The 15,273-nt window shown below is 63.8% G+C and carries 14 protein-coding genes; 7 read left to right on the plus strand and 7 right to left on the minus strand.

Annotated elements, in window-relative coordinates; all coding sequences use genetic code 11:
- Positions 1–128: 128 nt before the first annotated feature.
- Both acs and NO877_RS02205 read right to left on the minus strand, forming a co-directional pair.
- Positions 129–2,120: an acetate--CoA ligase gene (acs, locus tag NO877_RS02200; RefSeq protein ID WP_256394654.1), complete on the minus strand. Its 1,992-nt coding sequence runs from the start codon at positions 2,118–2,120 to the stop codon at positions 129–131.
- A gap of 113 nt (positions 2,121–2,233) precedes the next feature.
- Positions 2,234–2,395 carry a hypothetical protein gene (locus tag NO877_RS02205; protein ID WP_256394655.1) on the minus strand — a complete coding sequence of 54 codons (162 nt, stop codon included), beginning with the start codon at positions 2,393–2,395 and terminating at the stop codon, positions 2,234–2,236.
- Between the two features lie 39 nt (positions 2,396–2,434).
- Between NO877_RS02205 and NO877_RS02210 the strand changes: the two genes are divergently transcribed.
- Positions 2,435–5,236 carry a PAS domain S-box protein gene (locus tag NO877_RS02210; RefSeq protein WP_256394656.1) on the plus strand — a complete coding sequence of 934 codons (2,802 nt, stop codon included), beginning with the start codon at positions 2,435–2,437 and terminating at the stop codon, positions 5,234–5,236.
- Positions 5,237–5,291: 55 nt separating this feature from the next.
- On the opposite strand, the gene NO877_RS02215 is transcribed toward NO877_RS02210, so the two are convergent.
- Entirely contained in the window at positions 5,292–5,930 is a 639-nt protein-coding gene (locus NO877_RS02215) for an FAD-dependent oxidoreductase (protein WP_256394657.1), read from the minus strand.
- A 197-nt stretch (positions 5,931–6,127) separates the two neighbouring features.
- On the opposite strand from NO877_RS02215, the gene NO877_RS02220 reads away from it, so the two are divergent.
- Together NO877_RS02220 and NO877_RS02225 are read left to right on the plus strand one after the other, a co-directional pair.
- Positions 6,128–7,891: a 2-oxoacid:acceptor oxidoreductase subunit alpha gene (locus tag NO877_RS02220; protein WP_256394658.1), complete on the plus strand. Its 1,764-nt coding sequence runs from the start codon at positions 6,128–6,130 to the stop codon at positions 7,889–7,891.
- Positions 7,888–8,751 (plus strand): 2-oxoacid:ferredoxin oxidoreductase subunit beta, encoded by an 864-nt coding sequence (locus tag NO877_RS02225; protein ID WP_256394659.1) that lies wholly within the window; start codon positions 7,888–7,890, stop codon positions 8,749–8,751. The genes NO877_RS02220 and NO877_RS02225 overlap by 4 nt, the downstream gene beginning before the upstream one ends.
- 30 nt (positions 8,752–8,781) lie before the next feature.
- On the opposite strand, the gene NO877_RS02230 is transcribed toward NO877_RS02225, so the two are convergent.
- The 3 genes from NO877_RS02230 to NO877_RS02240 form a co-directional block, all read right to left on the minus strand.
- A complete protein-coding gene (locus NO877_RS02230) occupies positions 8,782–9,312 on the minus strand; it encodes a DUF4352 domain-containing protein (RefSeq protein ID WP_256394660.1) in 531 nt (176 codons plus the stop codon).
- Positions 9,313–9,417: 105 nt separating this feature from the next.
- A complete protein-coding gene (locus NO877_RS02235; RefSeq protein ID WP_256394661.1) occupies positions 9,418–9,543 on the minus strand; it encodes a hypothetical protein in 126 nt (41 codons plus the stop codon).
- Positions 9,544–9,552: 9 nt separating this feature from the next.
- Positions 9,553–10,035: a DUF456 family protein gene (locus tag NO877_RS02240; RefSeq protein ID WP_256394662.1), complete on the minus strand. Its 483-nt coding sequence runs from the start codon at positions 10,033–10,035 to the stop codon at positions 9,553–9,555.
- A gap of 102 nt (positions 10,036–10,137) precedes the next feature.
- Between NO877_RS02240 and NO877_RS02245 the strand changes: the two genes are divergently transcribed.
- Both NO877_RS02245 and NO877_RS02250 read left to right on the plus strand, forming a co-directional pair.
- A complete protein-coding gene (locus tag NO877_RS02245) occupies positions 10,138–11,799 on the plus strand; it encodes a phospholipase D-like domain-containing protein (RefSeq protein ID WP_256394663.1) in 1,662 nt (553 codons plus the stop codon).
- Between the two features lie 68 nt (positions 11,800–11,867).
- Positions 11,868–12,314: a DUF7979 domain-containing protein gene (locus NO877_RS02250; protein ID WP_256394664.1), complete on the plus strand. Its 447-nt coding sequence runs from the start codon at positions 11,868–11,870 to the stop codon at positions 12,312–12,314.
- A 6-nt stretch (positions 12,315–12,320) separates the two neighbouring features.
- Here NO877_RS02250 and han read toward each other — a convergent pair whose 3' ends face one another.
- Positions 12,321–14,219: a Hef-associated nuclease gene (gene han, locus NO877_RS02255; protein ID WP_256394665.1), complete on the minus strand. Its 1,899-nt coding sequence runs from the start codon at positions 14,217–14,219 to the stop codon at positions 12,321–12,323.
- Positions 14,220–14,324: 105 nt separating this feature from the next.
- On the opposite strand from han, the gene NO877_RS02260 reads away from it, so the two are divergent.
- Positions 14,325–14,804 (plus strand): Mov34/MPN/PAD-1 family protein, encoded by a 480-nt coding sequence (locus NO877_RS02260; RefSeq protein ID WP_256394666.1) that lies wholly within the window; start codon positions 14,325–14,327, stop codon positions 14,802–14,804.
- Entirely contained in the window at positions 14,801–15,235 is a 435-nt protein-coding gene (locus NO877_RS02265) for an FAD synthase family protein (protein WP_256394667.1), read from the plus strand. The genes NO877_RS02260 and NO877_RS02265 overlap by 4 nt, the downstream gene beginning before the upstream one ends.
- The last annotated feature ends 38 nt before the right edge of the window (positions 15,236–15,273 follow it).

Below are 15,273 nucleotides of genomic sequence, written 5' to 3' on the forward strand. Positions count from 1 at the left end.
TTTAATCGTGATAGTTTTCTCGAACCGTCCACCCCCGTCGGAGTGGGTGAAACGGCAGACGGCCGGAGGGGGCCGCGTACTATCGAGATTGTTGTCTGTTCGCTCGGTTCACCGTGGCTCTGCAGTAGTTAGTCGCTCTGTACTTTCCGCTGGATGTCTTCGACGACCTCCGGGTTTCGGAGAGTGCTCGTGTCGCCGAGGTCCTCGGCGTTGGCGATGTTTTCCAGCAGTCGGCGCATGATCTTTCCAGATCTGGTCTTCGGCAACTCGGGGGTGAAGATCACGGCTTCCGGCCGAGCGATCGGGCCGATGGCGTCCTCGACGCCCTCGATGATCGCCTCCCGGAGCTCCTCGGTTTCCTCGTAGCCGTCCTCGGTGATGACGTAGGTGTAGACGGCCTCGCCCTTGATATCGTGGTCGCCGCCGACGACGGCGGCCTCGGCGACGCCCTCGACGCCGACGATTGCGGATTCGATCTCCATCGTCCCGAGGCGGTGGCCCGAAACGTTGAGGACGTCGTCTACACGGCCCAGAACGGTGATATAGCCGTCCTCGTCGAGTTTTGCGCCATCCTCGGGGAAGTAGACCCAGTCGGCCGAATCGTCGCTGTCAACGTTGGAGTATTCCCGCCAGTACTCGTTGATAAAGCGGTCATCGTTGTTGTACAGGGTGCGGAGCATCCCGGGCCATGGCTTGTTGACAACGAGATAGCCCGCCTCGCCCGCGCCGACGGGACTGCCGCTCATGTCGACCACGTCGGCGCTGAGTCCCGGCAGCGGTGGGCCAGCCGAGCCGGGTTTCATCTCGCCGACTCCTGGAAGCGTGGTGAGCATCATGCCGCCGGTTTCGGTCTGCCACCAGGTATCGACGACCGGGCAGGACTCGTCGCCGATGTGTTTGTAGTACCACTTCCACGCCCGCGGATTGATCGGCTCGCCCACGGTGCCGAGCAGTCGGAGGCTCGACAGATCGTGGCTATCGGGGTACTCCTCGCCCCACTTCATAAAGGCTCGAATCGCGGTCGGGGCGGTGTATAGCTGATTGGCCTCGTACTCCTCGATGATCTCCCACAGCCGGTTGCGGTCGGGGTAGTCGGGCGTTCCCTCGTACATCATCGTCGTCGTCCCCAGTGCGAGCGGGCCGTAGACGATGTAGGAGTGGCCGGTGATCCAGCCGATATCGGCCGAACAGAAGTAGGTGTCGTCAGGTTTGATATCCAGGACGGCCTGCGAGGTCCAGGCGGCCCACGAGAGATAGCCGCCCGTCGTGTGTTTGACCCCCTTCGGCTGGCCGGTCGTCCCCGAGGTGTACATCAGAAACAGCATGTCCTCGGCGTCCCGATCGACCGGCTCGACCGTTTCGCCCGCATGGTTTTCGACGAGTTCGTCGTAGCCGCGAGTCTGTTCGGGCCAGGTGTTGGGGAACGCGTCCTCACTCGGGAGTCGCTCGACGACCACGGTGTCGACCGCGTGCTCGACGCCGTCGAGGCCGGTGGTGGCCTTATCGAAGTGGTCGAGGGGGTCGCCGCGGCGGTAGTAGCCGTCACAGGTGACGAGATACTCGGAGTCGGCGGCGTTCATCCGAGTCGCGAGGGCGTCCGCCGAGAACCCGGCGAACACCACCGAGTGGGGCGCGCCGATCCGGGCACATGCCAGCATGGCGACCGGGAGCTCGGGGATCATCGGCATATACAGCGTCACGACGTCGTCTTCCTCGACGCCCAAATCGCGCAGGGCGGCGGCGAACTCGTTTACCTCCCGATGGAGTTCGCCATAGGTGTAGGTCCGGTTGTCCTCGTCTACCGGCTCGCCGACCCACTCGATGGCGGCCTCGTCGGCGCGCTCCTCGAGGTGGCGATCCAGACAGTTCGCCGAGGCGTTGAGCTCGCCGTCGGTGAACCACTGATAGAAGGGTGGGTTGCTGTCGTCGAGGACCTGGTCGTAGTCGTCGGTCCACTCCAGGAGATCGGCGGCGGCCTCCCAACACTCCGGCCAGTTGTTCTCGAACTCATCGTAGATCTCGGGGTCGGAGACGTTCGCCTGCTCGACAAACGATTCGGGGGGTTCGAACGAGTCCTGTTCGGCCAGTCTGGCCTCCAGGTCGACATCTGTCTCAGACATACGCCATAACTGTCTGTATTGTCTATGATAAACCTATGGCAACAACCGTCATGAGAGAACTGTTTGCCTAACCAATAGTTCGGCCGATTCTCCCGACCAGTCGACACGGCGCTTTATATACTATCTATGACGCGTGGGGGGATGGCTTCCGGTCGACCGAGCCACACACCCCACCGAAACAGCTCGTCGGTGACGTCCTCGCCGGTCGTCATCCCGGCAGACAGCCGCCTCACCGGGGGCTGGCTTGGCGCATCAATGGCTTTATTCAGACGCAAACCTTCACCTCCAGAAAGAAGACCCGGAGTCGAGTACTGATGATCGACATACAAACCGACAAAGAGCCGATACTCGTCTACGACGCTGCGAGCGATGTCGTCGGGTCCTACCAATCGGAGTTCTACACCGCCCTCTGGTCGACCTTCGACGTCGACCACACGGATTCGGTCGAGGAACTCGCCGCGGAGTCGACGGCGAGTCGGTACGCCGCGGTCGTCTACCGGTGGCGATCGAGCACCATCGAGGATCTCGTCTCCGTGTTGGACCGCCTCCCGGAGCCGTTTTCGATCCCGTTTATCGTCGCCGGACCCGACGACCCGACCGCAGTGCGGAACGTACTCGTGACCGCGGCCGACGGCTACGTGCCTGTCGGAGCCGAGAGCGCGGACAAACTCGAAGCCCGGATCGACACCGAGACGCCGATGTCGAAAACCGCTGGCGCGGAGGCGGTCGACACCTCGGCGCTCCACGAGGCGATCGTCGAACAGATGCAGGATTCGGCGTGGGTCCTCGACAGCGAGCTGCGGATCAGCTACGTCAACGACAGGCTGATCGAGCGGCTCGACCTCTCGGCGAGCGATCTCATCGGCCAGCCACTCGCCGACGTGTTCAACGAAACGCTCCTGGAGGGTCCGGACTACGGCCGATTCGAACGCGGGCTGCAGGAGCTCCTTGCGGGGAGCCGCGAACAGTTTCGCATCCAGCTCACCCACCATCCCGACGACGCACCGACCTACACGACTGACGTGTTGGCCCGCCCCTACCGAGATTCCGACGACGAGATCGTCGGGATCGTCGGGATCGGCCGCGATATTACCGAGCAGCTGGCCGAACAGCGCCGTATGGAACGCCAGAACGACCTGTTCCGACAGGCCGAGCAGCTTGCGGCCATCGGCGGCTGGGCGTGGGATCTCGACGACAACGCCGTCGAGGTCACCGACCAGGTCTACGATATCTACGAACTGCCCGACTCCTTCGATCCGACCATCGAGAACATCCTCCAGTACCACCCCGATCCGACCAACGCGGTCCGGGAGGCCTTCGAGGGGCTTCGGTCAGGCGAGCCCGCGGACCTCGAAGCCCGGCTCCGGACGCCCGCGGGCGACCACAAATGGGTTCGGATTCACGGCTCGCCCAAGGAAACCGACGGCGAGGTAACCGAGATCATCGGCTCGGTCCAGGACATCACCGAGCGCCGACGGCTCGAAACCCAGCTTCGGGAGAACGTCGACTCCCTGCGGCAGCTCTATCAGCTCTCTGCTGATACGACGCTGTCGTTCGCCGACCGGATCGACCGCGTCCTGGAGCTGACCTGCGACCGGCTGGATCTGCGCTACGGCGTGTTGTCGACGGTCGAGGACGACCGGCGACAGATAGTCTCGGTCCACGGCGACCACGACCGGCTCCAGCCCGGAGCGACAGCCCCGCTTTCGGAGAGCTACTGCCGGAAGACGATTCAGCAGGACTCGCTGTTTAGCCTGGAAAACGCCCCCGAGGAAGGGTGGGCCGACGATCCGGCCTACCAGCGGCTCGCACTCGACTGCTATCTCGGCGGCAACATTCGGATCGACGGCCGACTGTACGGCACGTTGTGGTTTGCCGACGACGATCCACGCGAACAGTCGTTTACCGAGACCGAACTCGCCTTCGTCGAGGTGCTGACCAAGTGGGTGAGCTACCAGCTCGAACGCCGCTCGACGGAGTCGAAGCTCCGGGAGCTCCAGGAGACGACCCAGGAGTTCCTGACGGCTGACGACGACGAGGCGGTCGCCGAACTCGCCATGGAGGCCGCCGCCGAGATCCTCGAACTCCCGCTGACAGCACTCTGGAAGCACGACGACGAGGATGACGCACTGCTGCCGGTGACCCAGACCGAGGAGGCCGACGCCCACTTCGAGAGCCAGCCCCGCTTCGAGGGCGGCGAGGGCCTCATCTGGAAGGCGTATGCGATGAACTCAGTGGTGGTCGTCGACGACGTGCAGGCCGAACCCGACCGGTATTCGACCGACACGGATATCAAATCCGAGATCATCGTCCCCGTCCAGTCCTACGGTGTCCTCGTCACGGCGACGCTCGAACAGCGGGAGTTCACCGATCTCGAAGTCGATCTGCTGCGGATTCTCGCAGCCAGCGTGAGCGCGGCGATGGTTCGGGTCGAACGCGAGGTCGAACTCCAGCGCCAAAACGACCGGCTCAGTGAGTTCACCGGCTACGTCTCACACGACCTGCGGAACCCCCTGAGCGTCGCCCAGGGGTATATCGATCAGGTCAAAGAGACCGGAAACACCGAGACGCTAGCGGCGGTCGAACGCGCCCACGACCGGATGCAGACGCTGATCGACGATATGCTGCTGCTCGCACGCAAAGGAGAAGTGATCGACATGGTCGGCCCCACCAACGTCGAGACGATCGCCGAGTGGGCCTGGGAGTCGGTCGACTCCCGGGACGCCGACCTCGAAATCGAGGGCGAACTCACCGTCGAGGCCGACGCCCCGCGCCTCCAGCAGGTCTTCGAGAACCTCTTCCGCAACAGCGTCGAACACGGCGGCCCGGAGCTGACGATCACCGTCGAATGTCACGACGACTGGTTCGCCGTCGCCGACGACGGCCACGGCTTCGAGGACGGTCCGCCCCGCCTCGACAGCGAGACCCACGAGTCCGAGTCGGGACTCGGGCTCTCGATCGTCGCCAAAATCGTCGAGGCACACGGCTGGACGATTACCGCCCAGGATGGTCCCGACGGCGGGAGTCGCTTCGAAATCACCGGAGCCCAACCGGTCGATCCCGAGGCCCAAACCGAGATCGAACACGCCGACAGCGAGCCGTCGGTCGATCACTAAAACGTGCCGCCGAGTGGTAGCCTATCTCTCCGATTCGGTACTCAGTCGGCGGTTCCTACCCGAAGTTTTCGACCTTTACTGCGTCGGGATCGCCACCGGCGGCCTCGATCGCGTCGATCGCCTCCTCTACGAAGTCGGCGAAGCCGTAGACGAAGACCTGTTCGTCCTCGCGGCCGGTCAGTGCGGCGTCGACGGCCTCAGTGATCGAGCCGTCGGTGATCGCCACGCTCGCCCCGGCCGCATCGAGTTTCGAGAGCCGATCCTCGTGTGCGGGCGCGTCATCTTTATAAACGATCGCCAGCTCGCCGCCGTCGTCGACGACGCGTTCGCCGATTCCGACCGCAGGGCCGATTCCCGGTCCTCCCGCGAGGACGACGACACGAGGCTCGTTCTCGTAGTAGTCGGTGCCGAACGGCCCGCTCATCTCGATGTCGTCGCCCGCCGAGAGGTCGGCGAGCCGTTCGCTGAAGGGGCCGCTCTCCGTGGGGTCGATCTCGATCGTGATCTCGAACTCTGTGACCATATCCGGCGAGGAAATCGTATAAAAACGGGCGTAGCGCTCGCCGTCGATCTCGGCGCTGAGCTTGACGAACTGGCCGGGCTGGGCATCGAACCCCTCGGGGGTCTCGAAGGCGATCGAGACCGTCTCGGGACCGACATCCGCCCTTTCGGTGACCGTAACTGTGGCGTCCATACCACCCGTACTTACCGCGGGCTAAAGGGTTCTTCTCTCCATTGCATCCATGCGGGACGCAGACATACAGCATGATATGGAATAAAATTTGATAAGTACTCATTGTTGTCCGATACATGTTCGACAATGCCCAGAAATGTCGCCGGAGTACCTTTCAGAAGCCTTTTGATTTACCATTAGAAAGGGTAGACAATATCATGCCTGCGGACTTCAACTGGGCCATCGGCGGCGAGGCTGGCGATGGCATCGACTCGACGGGGAAGATCTTCGCTCGGGCACTCTCACGGGCCGGTCGGCACGTGTTTACCTCGAAGGATTTCGCCTCACGTATCCGCGGCGGATACACGGCCTACAAGATCCGCACGTCGGTCGACCGGGTCCAGAGTGTCGTCGACAGACTCGACGTCCTCATCGCGTTGACGCCACGGACGATCGACGAGAACCGCTCGGAGCTCCACGACGGGTCGGTCATCATCTACGACGGCGAGCGGACGACGATGCAGAACGCCACCATCCCGGACGACGTGATCGGCCTCGACGTGCCGCTCAAACGCCTGGCCGAGGAGGCAGGCGGGGCGATCATGCGCAACGTCGTCGCCCTCGGGGCGGCCTGTGCGGTCGCCGACTTCCCGATCGAGAACCTCGATAGCGCCCTCCAGAAACGGTTCGGTTCGAAAGGCCAGAAACTGGTCGACAACAACAAGGAGGCCGCCCGCGCGGGTCGGGACTACGTCCAGGAGACCTACGATCACGATTTCGCCTACGATCTCGACACCACCGACGAGGATTACGTCCTGATCAACGGCGACGAGGCCATCGGGATGGGAGCGATCGCCGCGGGCTGTCGGTTCTACGCTGGCTACCCGATCACCCCCGCGACCAACGTGATGGAGTACCTCACGGGCCGGATCGAGAACTACGGCGGCCACGTCGTCCAGGCCGAAGACGAACTGTCGGCGATCAACATGGCACTCGGTGGCGCGCGGGCTGGCGCACGCGCGATGACTGCCACCTCCGGGCCGGGGATCGACCTCATGACCGAGACGTTCGGCCTGGTCGCCACCAGTGAGACGCCGCTTGTGATCTGTAACGTCATGCGCTCGGGCCCTTCGACGGGAATGCCGACCAAACAGGAACAGGGCGATATCAACCAGATGTTGTACGGCGGCCACGGCGAAATTCCGCGGTTCGTCCTCGCGCCGACGACCATCGACGACTGTTTCTGGAAAACCGTCGAGGCGTTCAACCTCGCCGAGAAGTACCAGATTCCCGTCTACCTCACGGCGGACCTCTCGATGGCGGTCACCGAACAGACGTTTGCGCCCGATGCGTTCGACATGGACGACGTCGAGATCGACCGTGGCAAGGTCGTAGACGAGGAGTCGATCGACGAGTGGCAGAACGAAAAGGGGCAGTTCAAACCCCACGCCCTGACCGACGACGGCGTGAGTCCGCGGGCCTTGCCCGGCACCACCGAGGGCGCACATATGACGACCGGCCTCGAACACGACGAGTTGGGGCGGCGGACCGAAGACACCGAGATGCGCGTCGAACAGGTCGACAAGCGCAACCGAAAGGTCGAGACGGCCCAAGAGCAGGAAGATTGGAGTCCGCGCGAGTTCGGCGATCCCGAGAGCGACACGCTGGTCATCTCGTGGGGTTCGAACGAAGGGGCGATGGTCGAAGCCATCGACCTCTTGGAAGAAGAGGCGATCAGCATCCGCTTCATCTCGGTGCCCTACATCTTCCCGCGGCCCGACCTCAGCGAGGAGATCACCAGCGCCGACGACGTGCTCGTCGTCGAGTGTAACAACACCGGGCAGTTCGCGGATCTCCTGGAGCACGACGCACTCGCACGCGTCCAGCGGATCAACAAGTACAACGGAGTCAGATACAAGGCCGACGAGCTGGCCGAGGAAATCAAGGCTGCACTTGCGGCCTCACAGGAGGCAACCCAATGAGCTCAGACGTTCGATTCACGGATTTCAAATCAGACAAACAACCGACCTGGTGTCCCGGCTGCGGTGACTTCGGGACGATGAACGGGATGATGAAAGCCCTCGCCAACACCGGCAACGACCCCGACAACACCTTCGTTGTGGCGGGAATCGGCTGTTCCGGCAAGATCGGGACCTACATGCACAGCTACGCGCTGCACGGCGTCCACGGCCGGGCGCTGCCGGTCGGCACGGGCGTCAAACTCGCCAACCCGAATCTCGAAGTGATGGTTGCGGGCGGCGACGGCGACGGCTACTCCATCGGTGTGGGGCATTTCATCCACGCCGTCCGGCGCAACGTCGACATGAGCTACGTCGTGATGGACAACCGGATCTACGGCCTCACCAAGGGACAGGCCTCGCCGACCTCGCGGGAGGACTTCGAGACCTCGACGACGCCCGAGGGGCCGAAACAGCCCCCTGTCAATCCGCTCGCACTGGCGCTGTCGGCTGGGGCGACGTTCATCGCCCAGTCGTTCTCGTCGGACGCGATGCGCCACGCCGAGATCGTCCAGGAGGCGATCGAACACGACGGCTTCGGCTTCGTGAACGTCTTTTCACCATGTGTGACGTTCAACGACGTCGATACCTACGACTACTTCCGCGATTCGCTGGTGGATGTCGAAGACACCGACCACGACCGGACCGATTACGACGCCGCCAAGGACCTCATCCTGGATATGGACAAGGAGTACCAGGGCGTGCTCTACCAGAATGAGGACGCCGCCTCCTACGAGCAGGCCCACGGCCTCACCGAGAACATGGCCGAGATCCCCGACGGCGCGCCCGACGACGCGACGGATCTCGTCCGAGAATTCTACTGATCACCAGCGGCTTGCCGCCGATTGCGTCGGTCAGACTAACAGCGACCAGTTGAACTGGACATCGTCGTTGAGACGGAGTTCGAGACTCACGGTCTCTCCGGCCTCCGGAACGGTAAATACCAGCCAGCCTTCGGCTTCCTCCTCGGGACCGACCTCGGAGATCGACGGGAACAGCGGTCCCGATACCGGCTCGCTGATCGACGACTGGATCGCATCCATTATTTCGCTGTAGTCGACCCGGTAGGGGTCCTGTCGCTGTCCACCCGACAACAGATTGAAACTGCTGGGCTCCGGCACCGAAAGCGGCGACTCCGTCGTATTCGTGGCGACGAGATGTGGAATAACGAACGTGACCGCACTGCTCGCACTGCTGATTTCCGATCCGTTCCCGAGCGTGATCGACCCGCCAGCCTGTGTTTCGAGCTGGTCGACGGTGAGTTCGAGCTCCTCGTCGGTGGTGTAGCTTTCGCCGACATCGTCGGTCGGATTGGCTCCCGAAAGCGCCGAACAGCCCGACAGTGCCGCCATACCGACCACCCCGAGATAGCTTCGTCGTTTCATACTGGTCACAGCAACCGATCTAATAAATTCCTTGGGGATATTCGTGAGACTGCTCGGGGCCACGCAACGCGGGATCAACCACGCCGTACCGGGCTCGCCAGGGGTTCAAGCGTCGCCGATCCCGTTTGCCACCGAACCGCCGGGAACTGCTGTACAGCCAGACAGCACCGCCAGTGCGACGATCGATCCGTAGGCTGCCTGCGTCGGGCCGGAAATCAGCAGGCACTGCATACTTGGGTCTCAGAAGAGTGTCACTGACAGCACGAAGACCGCGAGCATCGACAGCGTGAGCAGAACCTGAGCGACCGACGACGCGAGCACACCGACCGCCGTGTACAGCGATCGCTTTGCAGCCCGCTCGGTGTCGCTCCCGTTTTTCAGTTCGAGCAGGAACACCGTGCCGACGACACCGACGATGATCCCGATCGGTCCGAGGACCAACAGCATCAGGAGGCCACCGATCGCCGAGGCAACGGTCACCTCGGTCGATGCACCGCTGGCGCGGGCGGCGAGCGGGCCAGCGAACTGTTCGAGGACGACGGTAGCTAGCCCCGCCAGCGTCAGGCTCACGACCGCCAGTACCCCGACCGGCTCGGCTCCGAAGAGGACGTAGGTCCAGACGCCAGCCAACGAAACCAGTCCCGCCGGGATCAGCGGGAGCACGCTGCCAGCGACCCCGGCGACCAGGAGTCCGACGGCGACGACGAACACCAACTCAACCATATCGGGGCTTCGGGCGACATCCCGATAAGTACCACGCCGACAGCTGCCGATCGGCCGACCATCCACCGGAGATATTTATACGAATACGGCACCATCCGGACCGTGGCCCGGCTTTCATCCACTCGCCGACGCCGACTGCTCACGCTTCTGGTGCTCGCGGTCGCCAGCGGCGCGCTCGTCGCTGGCGGCGGGACCGCCCTCGCCCACAGCGCCGGTGAGTCGACACACACTGCCTCCGCAGGGGCCGACGGTCGAATCATAGAGGTGTATCCCAACCCGACGACCGCACAGAACCGCGGCGAGTACGTGACGGTCGACCTCGATAGGCCGGGCAACTGGACGGTGACCGACGGCGAGGGGACCGCACGGCTCCCCGACCGGACCGGCGAGTTCGCCGTCACGCGCCACCCCGCGGAGACGGCCACCCATACGAACGTTACTGCGGTCGAGGCTGGGGGTTCGTTCCAGCTTGCTGTCAGCGGCGAGACGCTTGAACTCCGGCGGGATGGCAGGCTGGTCGACCGAGTTTCCTACGAGGACGCCCCCGAAAGCCAGCAGTGGCACCGCGATCGCGACCCTCACTGGCAGCCCGCTGGCTTCCGACCCCGGGACCCCGCGACCACTGGGTCTACTTCGGTCGAAGCCTTCGTGTTGCCCGACGCTCCTGGAGCCCCAACCGAGGCCATCGCCGAGGCCGACCGGCGGCTCTATCTGGCGGCCTACACGCTGACCTCCGAGCGGGTGGTCGAGGAACTGATCGCCGCCCACGACCGTGGTGCCGAGGTGCGCGTGCTCGTCGAGGGAGGACCGGTCGGGGGAATGTCGACCAAGCAGGCCGCCCGGCTGGATAGGCTCGCCGAGGCGGGCGCCGAGGTCCACGCCATGACCGGCGAGCGGGCGCGGTTCCGCTACCACCACGCCAAGTACGCGGTGGTCGACGACCGCGCGGTCGTCCTCACCGAGAACTGGAAACCCTCCGGTACCGGCGGTGCGGACAACCGCGGCTGGGGCGTGCGTGTCGATGCCGCCGCCACGGCCGACGATCTCGCGGCCGTATTTAAGCACGATGCGACGTGGAACGATACCGTTCGGTGGTCCGAGTTCCGGTCGACCGTCGAGACCACCGACCAGGAGTCCTCGACCGGATCGTACGCCCGGAATCATCCACCGCTGACGACAACCGCCGATTCGGTGACGGTGCTCACAGCACCCGACAACACCGACGAGGAACTGATCGAGCTTATAAATGAGACGGATGACCGCCTGTTGATCGTCCAGCCGTCTATCGGCAGCGCCGACTTCCCGCTGCTCGAAGCAGCCATGCGGGCGGCCGACCGCGGCGTCGACGTTCGAATCCTGCTCGGGAGCCAGTGGTACAACGAGGAGGAAAACGATGCTCTCGCATCCCGGCTCGGCGAGCGAACCGAGGGGTCGGACAACCTCAACATCCGGCTCGCGGAGGGCAACGGTCGGTTCGGCAAGATCCACGCCAAGGGGGTCGTCGCCGACGACACAGCGGTTGTCGGCAGCCTGAATTGGAACGACAACTCCCTCCGAAACAACCGCGAGGTCGCGCTCGCCATCCAGGACGAAGCGGTCGCCGACTACTACGCCGAGGTCTTCGACGGTGACTGGAGCAGCGACGGAACCCGCGAGATTCCGGTCGGTATTCTCGTCGTCACGATCGGTGCTGCTGGCGGGACCGTCCTGGCGCTGAAGCGTCGGCTCGAATTCGCCGACCAGCCGAACCGGCAGCGCTCTTAAACGGTGTCGCCGATGTCGCCGTTCCAACAAAACATATACATCAGAACGGTAACCGGACAACCGAACTAATGGAACGACTCTCGGATTCGGTAGTACTCCTGCTTGTCGGTACGCTCGTCGTCGCATCTGCATTGCTCGTCCCGGTCGTCTGGCCGAACTACGGGCAGACACCGTACTTCCTCGACGCGTCGCCGGTCGACGAGACCGGGAACGAATCGGGCGTCATCGAATACGACGAACTGCCCCCAGTCGTCCAGGAGTCGTTCGATCCGTCGGGCCAGTCGGAGCCGATGTATATCGAAGGGGACCCGGCACTCGACCGTCTTGACGAGACTCAATATATAAGACACGAGGGCGACCTCTATCGCGTCTCCCTGTATCACGGCGACGGCGCATGGATATTCGTCACGCTGCTCCGATATGGCTTGTTTACCGTCGGTGGTCTCCTCGCGGTAGCTGGAATCGGCGTTGGTCTTTATAAAAGAATCCGTCAGTCGACAACGAGCGAGTCCTGAGCGACGTTATTCCAGCGGTGCGGCCGTCGACAGCGACTCGTCGAGGTCGGCCTCGGCCATCTTCTCGACCAGGAGATCGATCACCGATTCACGGCGGCCTTTGACGAACTTGATCGAGCCGACGACGAGGTGGCCGCCACCGGAGACACCGGCACCGGGCAGCTCCTCGTTGAGTTCGGTGACCATCCGTGGGATGTCGAGTCGGACGCCGTCGGAGCGGAGCACGGCGAAATCCGGGCCGTAGCCGATGGTGATGACCGGCTCGCCCGTCTCAGTGACCTTTCGGTCGTGGAGGTTGCCGGTCGTTTTACCGGGCGCGGGGTAGGTGAATCGGTGGGCGAAGTTGTCGAGGTCGACCCGATACAGGTGGGCCTCCGAGTCGAGTCGCTCGTGTTCGACGTGGGGCTCGACCGCTTCGAGCTGGCGGTCGATATCGCGTTCGGCCCGCGCCGAGAGGAACTCGATGAGTTCGGCGTGGCGCTCGGGGTCGTCACAGCCGACGTCCAGGACATCCGTAACGAGGGTTTTGCCCTCGCTGTAGCGGAGCCAGTGGGCGGCGTAGTCGAGTGCCTCGCCGATGTCTTCGAGATGGCCGCGGTCGTAGCCCGCCGTGTCGGCGAGCTCGACGTAGTCGCCCATTGCGTCGGCCTTCGAGCGGTCCGACAGCCCCGCTACTGCCGGGACGTGTTCGAGATCTTCGCTGATGGAGGGGTCGATCAGCCGGGCGAGTTCGACACACATCATCCCCGTGGTGATCCGGTAGTCCTCGTCGTAGAGGTAGGGATTGACGTGGGCATCGAGCAGCGGCTCGACCGCCTCGGGATCGGGGTGGTGGTGGTCGATGACGGCAATGGGAATGTCGTAGTGAGCGAGGTTCTGGTAGGCGGGCACGTCCTCCTCGGTCGAGCCGTTGTCGAGCATCAGCAGAAACGGCAGCTTCTGGCCGTGTCGCTCCTGGCCTTCCAGGGCGAAGTTCAGATCCCGCGTGACGTCCTCCATCTCGTAGTAGGGGGCCTTGCTCGGTAGCCGTTTAAATAGATGCCGCGGCGCTTCGGGGTCGCCGTGGACCTCCTCGATGAGGTTTTCGAGCGCGAGTTGGACCGGCGCGGCCGCACACATCCCGTCGCCGTCGGCGTGGTGCCGGACGCGGATCGGTCGGCCCTCCAGGACGGTCTCCCGGAGCAGCCGGGCGACGCCTTTGAGCTCCTCGAAGACGGGCTCGAAGGCGGGCCACTCGATGAGCGGCTCGATGTCGGCCGCGGCCGCTCGTTCGTCGAGGGCCGACTCCAGGGTCTCGCGGGCGTCGGCTTCGGTCTCGCCCTCCAGGACCGCAAGCGAGTCGGCCTCGATCTGCTGGACGTCCTGGTGGGTTTCGACGCTGCCGCTGATCCGGACGATGTCGTCGATCTCGGCCTCCGGGTAGGCCCGGACGCCCGCAGCCTCGAAGGCGGCGGCGCTGACGATTCCCGTGCCGTCGTTGATGTGGAAGATCGTCGGGCCGCCGGTCTGTTTGATCTGGACGACAGAGCCCTCGATGGTCGCCTCGCTGCCGGTTTCGAGGTCGCCGATCGGCGTGATGTCGGGTTCGTGATCGACCACGTCGGTGCGATAGTCCTCGATGTCGGGGACGTCGAAGGCGATGTCGCCGTTTTCCTTCCGCTCTTCGAGTTCGACGATCAGGCGGTCGCCGACGGTGTAGTCGCGGTCGAGGTTCGATTCGTGAACGAGGCCGGAGACGGAGTCGGAGATGTCAACGAAAACGCCGTAGGCAACAACACCGTTGACGACGGCGTGATAGTTCGCACCGACTTCGACGTCTGCGAGCGTGCAGTCGGGCGCGAGATCGTAAACGACGGGACGCGAATCGTCCCGCTCGCCGGACTCCCCGGCGGTATCGTCGGTCATACCCCCCGTTTGGGCGACCGACGTGTTAAGCTTGTTATCTCGCGCCGCCCAGTGGGGAGTCGACGGTTCGGAACGCTTAGATGGACGCCGGACCGAAATCCGCCAATGCGGCTCTTCAGATCGAGCGAGATCCTCGGCATCGCCCGCGACACCATGGAGTTCGCGCTCGAAGCCTCCGAGGAGACTCATCCCAACGAGTATATGGGCTTTCTGCGGGCCGAAGACGCCCGCAAACTCGGCCTCGACAGGAAGGGCCAGGTGATCACCGACGTGCTTGTGATCCCGGGCACGAAATCCGATCCGACGAGCGCGACCGTCCAGACCAATATGGTTCCCAACGATATCAAAGCGGTCGGCTCGGTTCACTCCCACCCCAACGGCGTCCTCCGGCCAAGCGACGCCGACCTCGCCACCTTCCATAAGGGCGATGTCCACATCATTATCGGCGCACCCTACGGCTGGAGCGACTGGCAGGTCTTCGACAGCAGCGGCGAGCCACGCTCGCTGGATGTTCTCGACGTGCCACTGCCAGAAGAGCAGTTTTTCGACTTCACGCAGGCAGATATCGACGAGGAGCTCTCATGAGCAGGCAAACCCGTGCAGTCGCCCAGGGCACGTTTGACATCCTGCATCCAGGACACGTCCACTACCTGCGGGACGCCGCCAGCTACGGCGAGGAACTCCACGTCATCGTCGCCCGCGCCGACAACGTCACCCACAAAGCCCCGCCGATCCTCTCGGACCGCCAGCGCGTCGAGATGGTTCGGGCCCTCGGGGTCGTCGACCATGCCCGACTCGGCCATCCCGAGGACATCTTCGTCCCCATCGAGGAGATCGAACCCGACGTGATCGTGCTGGGCTACGACCAACACCACGACGCTGAGGGGATTCGAGCCGCACTCCGCGAACGGGGGATCGACTGCCGGGTCGAACGAGCCACCGCCCGCGAGGACCATCCCGACGAACTGCTCTCGACGGGCCGGATCGTCGACCGAATCCTCGAACAGCGCGGCTGATCGTCGCTTCGAGTTATCAAATAGCCACTGCCTAACGG

Origin of the sequence: Halohasta litorea (assembly GCF_024494645.1) — an archaeon.
Lineage (GTDB): Archaea > Halobacteriota > Halobacteria > Halobacteriales > Haloferacaceae > Halohasta > Halohasta litorea.

Bases quoted from the DNA above. Each gene is read 5' to 3' on its own strand.
- acs (WP_256394654.1), bottom strand. From the start codon at position 2,120: ATGTCTGAGACAGATGTCGACCTGGAGGCCAGACTGGCCGAACAGGAC.
- NO877_RS02210 (WP_256394656.1), top strand. From the start codon at position 2,435: ATGATCGACATACAAACCGACAAAGAGCCGATACTCGTCTACGACGCT.
- NO877_RS02215 (WP_256394657.1), bottom strand. From the start codon at position 5,930: ATGGACGCCACAGTTACGGTCACCGAAAGGGCGGATGTCGGTCCCGAG.
- NO877_RS02220 (WP_256394658.1), top strand. From the start codon at position 6,128: ATGCCTGCGGACTTCAACTGGGCCATCGGCGGCGAGGCTGGCGATGGC.
- NO877_RS02225 (WP_256394659.1), top strand. From the start codon at position 7,888: ATGAGCTCAGACGTTCGATTCACGGATTTCAAATCAGACAAACAACCG.
- NO877_RS02230 (WP_256394660.1), bottom strand. From the start codon at position 9,312: ATGAAACGACGAAGCTATCTCGGGGTGGTCGGTATGGCGGCACTGTCG.
- NO877_RS02235 (WP_256394661.1), bottom strand. From the start codon at position 9,543: ATGCAGTGCCTGCTGATTTCCGGCCCGACGCAGGCAGCCTACGGATCG.
- NO877_RS02240 (WP_256394662.1), bottom strand. From the start codon at position 10,035: ATGGTTGAGTTGGTGTTCGTCGTCGCCGTCGGACTCCTGGTCGCCGGG.
- NO877_RS02250 (WP_256394664.1), top strand. From the start codon at position 11,868: ATGGAACGACTCTCGGATTCGGTAGTACTCCTGCTTGTCGGTACGCTC.
- han (WP_256394665.1), bottom strand. From the start codon at position 14,219: ATGACCGACGATACCGCCGGGGAGTCCGGCGAGCGGGACGATTCGCGT.
- NO877_RS02260 (WP_256394666.1), top strand. From the start codon at position 14,325: ATGCGGCTCTTCAGATCGAGCGAGATCCTCGGCATCGCCCGCGACACC.
- NO877_RS02265 (WP_256394667.1), top strand. From the start codon at position 14,801: ATGAGCAGGCAAACCCGTGCAGTCGCCCAGGGCACGTTTGACATCCTG.